3 protein-coding genes are annotated in these 4,117 nt (G+C 74.4%); 1 reads left to right on the top strand and 2 read right to left on the bottom strand.

Annotation, left to right across the window (positions count from 1 at the left end; all coding sequences use genetic code 11):
- Nucleotides 1-1,250, bottom strand: a 1,250-nt coding sequence (locus tag AOK18_RS28350) for an AMP-binding protein (RefSeq protein WP_157865264.1), incomplete at its 3' end; no start/stop codon positions are given.
- Nucleotides 1,251-1,590: 340 nt separating this feature from the next.
- Between AOK18_RS28350 and AOK18_RS28345 the strand changes: the two genes are divergently transcribed.
- Nucleotides 1,591-2,313, top strand: coding sequence for an FAD binding domain-containing protein (locus tag AOK18_RS28345; protein ID WP_055696175.1), 723 nt, complete (start codon nt 1,591-1,593; stop codon nt 2,311-2,313).
- Between the two features lie 21 nt (nt 2,314-2,334).
- On the opposite strand, the gene AOK18_RS28340 is transcribed toward AOK18_RS28345, so the two are convergent.
- Nucleotides 2,335-3,813, bottom strand: coding sequence for a glutamate-cysteine ligase family protein (locus AOK18_RS28340; RefSeq protein ID WP_055696174.1), 1,479 nt, complete (start codon nt 3,811-3,813; stop codon nt 2,335-2,337).
- Nucleotides 3,814-4,117: the final 304 nt, after the last annotated feature.

Below are 4,117 nucleotides of genomic sequence, written 5' to 3'. Positions count from 1 at the left end.
AGGTCACCGGTGCGCAGCCACCCGTCGGTGAAGGACCGCGCCGTCGCGTCCGGCAGGCCGTGGTAACCGCGGGCGATCTGCGGGCCGCTCACCTCGATGTGTCCCGCCCGCCGGTCGCCCAGCGGCCGGCCCGCCCCGTCGGTGATCCGCACCGAGGAGCCCGGCACCGGCACCCCGACGTCCATCAGCTCCACCAGCTCCGCCGGGTCGTCACCGGGTTCCCACTCCACCACGCGGCCCCGGCCGAGGGCGGAGCGTCGCACGGCCACCGGTACGGCCGTCTCGCCCAGCGGCGGGAACGCCACGGCCAGCGTCGCCTCCGCCAGCCCGTACACGGGCGTCGCCGCCCGCGGATCCAGCCCCGACGCCCGGGTCCGGGCGGCGAAGTCCCGCCACACCGTCGCCGAGATCGGCTCCGCCCCCACCGTGATCAGCCGGACCGCGCTCAGGTCCAGCGCGGCGAACACCTCCTCGGGGACCCGCCGCAGGGTCAGCGCCAGCGCGAAGTTGGCGGCCGAGAGGACGGTGCCCCGGTGCGCGGCGGCCACGTCGAACCACAGGCGGGGGTTCTTCGCGAACGACAGGGGCCCGATCTTCACCTGCCTGGCCCGCGCGGCCAGCGGCGCCAGATGCGTGCCGATGAGCCCCATGTCGTGGAAGTACGGCATCCAGCTGACCACCACGTCCCGCTCCGTGAGGGCGGAGGCCTCGGTCAGCTGCCGCAGGTTCGCCAGCACGGCCCGGTGGGTCAGCTCCACGCCCTTGGGCGCGCCCGTGCTGCCGGACGAGAACTGCAGGAAGGCCAGTGCGTCCGGGTCCGGCGCGGCGGGGGAGGCCGCCGGCGGGCCCTCCCGCAGCACGTCCAGCCGCAGGACCCCGGCCCCGTCCGGGAGTTCGGCGGCCACCGGCGCACAGGCCGTGTCCACGACGACCGGGGGCCGGCCGAGGTGCTCCCACACCGGCCGGACCCGCCGCGGGTCCGGTGCGAGCGGCACCGGCACCAGACCGGCCGCGAGCGCGCCCCAGAACATGGGCTGGAAGTCGGCACTGTGCTCCGCGAGCACCGGAACGCAGGTGCCCGGCGCGACGCCCGCGGCACGGAGACCGCCCGCGACGCGCAGCGACTCGGCCACGAGCTCCCGGAAGGTGACGGCGGTCTCGCCGCCGTCGCCCCGGACATGGACGATCAGCTGGTCGGGGGACTGGCGGGCGGCGTCCAGCAGGACATCCAGCAGGGTCGCGGTGTTCATGGGTCCGTTCGTTCGTGGTGGGTCCGAGGCCGTGGACGCGCGGCGGCGCCGGAGCGGCAGGGGCAAGCGATATGTGGGACTCCCCGGAACCGGGGCAGGTTGCTTCCGCGTACTGATCACCGGGGCTCGGCCCCTCGACGGTGGCGCCGCCCGGGGTCCGGCCGGCGGGACCCGCCGGGAACGGCCGGACGCCCGCCCCCGGGGCGTACGACGGGCGCACGCAGGGTCTGCATGAGCCCTGTACGCGCCCCCGCGTCCGTGCGGAGAATGCAGTGTCCATGATCATGCAGCGGAGCGGCCGGTTCCGTCGGCCGCAGCCCAGGAAAGCAGGTCGACCGCCATGCTCCTGCGTCAGCCCACCTCCCTGACCGAAGCACAGAACTGCATGGCCGAGGGAGCGGTGCCCGTCGGCGGGGCCACCCTCGTGTGGGCGCTCTGGCAGCGGGACGGCTTCCCCGAGCAGGCGATGTCCCTGCGCAGCCTGCCGGAGGCCACCCTGCTGGAGCGCGAGGCACTGGGCGCGGCCGTCCTGCTGCACCGCATCGACGACCGGGTGCCGGAGGTCCTGCGCGGCGCGGCCTCCACCGTGGGCACCGGAGCGGTGCGCCGGACGGCCACGGTCGGCGGCAACATCGTGGGCAGCACCCTGCGCTGTCTGCTGCCGGCCGCGCTCGTCCTGGACACCCGCGCCACGGTGCTGGACCGGGACGGAGTGTTCGAGACCGACCTGGCCGAGGTGGTGGCCAAGCGCCCTCTGCTGCTCAGCCTGCGCTGGCGCACCCCGGTGGTCAGCGGATACCACAAGGCACCGGCCGAGGCGGGCGGGCCGCCGCCCCTCGTCGTGGCCACCGCCGTGCACGCCGGACAGGACGGGCGGCGCGGGGTGCGCGTCGCGGTCCGTGACGGCTACGAGGTGATCGGCGGGAGCGCGGACTGCACGGCCGGGACGGACGAGACGCTGCGGGCCCTGGCCGGCACGGACCTCGGTTCGCTCCCCCCGGGGGCCGCCGGCGTGATGCGCGCGGAGGTGTCCGGCGTCCTCGCCCGGGCCGCCGGCGGCTGACCGCGCCGACGCCCGGGCCGGTCAGTCGACGGGCCAGGTGTGCACCGGGGCGTTGAGGTGCATGTAGTCGATGTACTGCTGCGTCATCCGGCGCAGGGCCTCGTGGCGGCCGCAGTGGGCCGTGGCGTCGATGTGGTGGAACATCTCCTTCTGCCACACCGCCCCGTTGCGCCCGGTGACGCAGCGCTGCTCGATGATCCCGAGCAGCGGCTCCCGCCAGGACTCGTCCATCCCGGAGAGCTCCAGCCCGCGGTGCGCCAGGGGCAGCAGCCGCCGCAGCACCAGCTCGGCCACCGGCACCTCGCCCATACCGGGCCAGTACAGCCGGGCCTCGATGCCGTGCCGCGCCGCCGTGTGCAGGTTCTCCTCGGCCGCCGAGAAGGACATCCGGGACCACACGGGCCGGTCCTCCTCCGCCAGGGCGCGGGTGAGCCCGTAGTAGAAGGCGCCGTTGGCCAGGGTGTCGGCGACGGTGGGGCCGGCCGGCAGCACCCGGTTCTCCACCCGCACGTGCGGCTTGTCGTGCGCGATGGCGTAGACCGGGCGGTTCCAGCGGTAGATGGTGCCGTTGTGCAGGGTCAGCTCGCCCAGTTCGGGGATGTCGCCCCGGTCCAGCGTCTCGGCGGGATCCTGCTCGTCGCACAGCGGGAGCAGCGCCGGGAAGTACCGCAGGTTCTCCTCGAAGAGGTCGAAGACGCTGTTGATCCACCGTTCCCCGAACCACACCCGGGGCCGCACCCCCTGCACCTTGATCTCCTGGGGGCGGGTGTCGGTGGCCTGCTCGAACAGCGGGACGCGGGTCTCGTGCCAGAGTTCCTTGCCGAACAGGAACGGTGAGTTGGCCGCCAGGGCGACCTGGACCCCGGCGATCGACTGCGCCGCGTTCCAGTAGTCGGCGAACTGCTCCGGGTACACCTGGAGGTGGAACTGGGTGCTGGTGCAGGCGGCCTCGGGAGTGATCGTGTCCGCGTAGGTGCGCAGCCGGTCGACGCCGTCCACCTCGATGCGCAGGTCCTCGCCCCGGGCCGCGAAGATCTGGTCGTTGAGCAGCCGGTAGCGCGGGTTCTCCGACAGCGCCGACTCACCCACGTCCTCCTGCCGCAGCGTCGGCAGGATCCCGGTCATGATCAGATGCGTGCCGACCGACTTCGCGCGCTTCTCCGCGTGGTTCAGCGCGGTACGGATCTCGGACTCCCAGGAGTCGGGTCCGCCCGCGGTCAGCCGTCGCGGCGGAACGTTGATCTCGAGGTTGAACCGGCCCAGCTCCGTGGACCAGGCGGGGTCCGCGATCACTTCGAGCGCGTCGTTGTTGCGCATCGTCGGCTCCGCCCGGTCGTCGACCAGGTTCAGCTCGATCTCCAGGCCCACCTGGGGACGCTCGGACTCGAACCGGGCCTCCCGCAGCATCTGCGCGAACGTGTCGAGGCACTCCTGCATCTTGATCCGGTACCGGCGGCGGTCCTCACGGGTGAACACCAGCGCCGGGACGTCGCGTCCCATCGCATTCCCTCTCGGCTGCCGTCCGCGGACACTTCTCCACCCCAGCGTCGCATCACCGGACGACTCCGACCACGCGGACGGGATCCGCCCCGGGGCCGGACGCCCCTCACCCGTCCCGGGTGCCCGGAGTGCGCGGCGGCCGCGATCCGCCCGCCCGGGACCGGGGCCGGCCCGCCGGGGCCGCGCCGGCCGCCGCCGGCCGGATGCGCGAGGCGGTCCCCCGGGGCGTGCGGACGGCGCCGGCGGACCGGTCGTCCCAAGGACTGCGCACGGCGGACGGCCCCGCCGTCCGCCGTGCGCAGTC

Origin of the sequence: Streptomyces prasinopilosus, assembly GCF_001419695.1 — a bacterium.
Classification (GTDB): domain Bacteria; phylum Actinomycetota; class Actinomycetes; order Streptomycetales; family Streptomycetaceae; genus Streptomyces; species Streptomyces prasinopilosus.
Note: the sequence above shows the minus strand (reverse complement) of the source record. Positions and strands in the feature narration are given on the sequence as shown.